General features: G+C 59.7%; 2 protein-coding genes. Both read right to left on the bottom strand.

Annotation, left to right across the window (positions count from 1 at the left end; genetic code table 11):
• Nucleotides 1–566: aldehyde dehydrogenase family protein (locus CPT76_RS12950; protein ID WP_146116305.1), on the bottom strand; the 566-nt coding region annotated here is incomplete at its 3' end.
• Between the two features lie 21 nt (nt 567–587).
• Nucleotides 588–1,243 (bottom strand): PfkB family carbohydrate kinase (locus CPT76_RS12955; RefSeq protein ID WP_105443215.1); only part of this gene is annotated, 656 nt, incomplete at its 5' end.

Here is a 1,243-nt window from a genome sequence, read left to right on the forward strand (position 1 = left end):
AGCAGCGGTGTCCGTTCGGACGGCTTCAGCACGAAGGTGTTGCCGCATACGATCGCTAGCGGGAACATCCAGCTCGGCACCATCATCGGAAAGTTAAAAGGCGTGATGCCGCCGACGACGCCGATCGGATAACGGTACATGGCCGACTCCAGTCCCGAGGCAATATCCGGCAGGTTGCTGCCCATCAGCAGCGTCGGTGCGCCGGCGGCGAACTCCACGCATTCGATACCGCGCAGCACCTCGCCGTATGCTTCCTGGTAGCTCTTGCCGTTTTCCAGCGTAATCATCCGGGCGAGCTCTTCCCAGTGTTCCGTCAAGAGCTGCTGGAACTTGAACATGATCCGTGCCCGGCGCGGCACCGGGGTGCCGCTCCAGGACGGAAACGCCTCCGCCGCCGCGGATACGGCGTGGTTCAGATCGTCCAGGGTGGATAAGGGGACGCGGGCGATCTCTTCCCCGGTGGCCGGATTATAGACCGGCTCCGATCTTCCTCCGCCCGAAGGAACCCACCGGCCCCCGACGTAGTTGTGAAGCTGCTGCACTTGATCTTGCACTTGATCCGTCATGTAGATACCTCCATCGTTTGGTCAGATTCCTTGCTGCACAAAGCGGTCGATCCGCTCCTGGATTTGCGAGGCTGTCGGCATCGCGTCGGAGCAGCTGTGGCTGGAGACCACGATCGATGCTGAGGCACTGCCGAACTGCTGGCACCGGTCGATACTCCATCCCTGCATCAGGCCGAAAATAAAGGCACCTGCAAAGGAGTCACCAGCGCCGAAGGTTTTGACTACCTGTGCCGGAAAAACGGCACCTACGTGCTTCTCACCGTCCGCCGAGAATGCCGTCGACCCATCTCCGCCCCGCTTGACGACTACCAGCTTGGCCCGGTGCTTGAACCACTGCTTCGCGGTGCCTTCATCGTCCTCGATATCAAACACAATGACGACTCCGTGTCTTATGGCCAGTTCCATCGCTTTGAAAGCCGCTTCTCTGGACGGGCTCTTTGCAAGGGCTGTACCTGAAATGAGCAGCGCTCTGGCACTTTGGATATAATCCTCGCTTACGTCGCCAGGCTCCAGTTTGAGGTCCGCTACGTTATCCCTGTACATCAGGATGCTGCAGTCCGTCGGCGACTTGATTTCCGTAAACGTGAGTCCCGTGACGCTGCCCGACCGGTCGACAATAACGTGTTGGGTGTCGATGCCTGTGTCCTGCAGGTACCGGGTGATGAAACGGCCGTGGG

Origin of the sequence: Paenibacillus sp. AR247 (assembly GCF_002968895.1) — a bacterium.
GTDB lineage: Bacteria > Bacillota > Bacilli > Paenibacillales > Paenibacillaceae > Paenibacillus_AQ > Paenibacillus_AQ favisporus.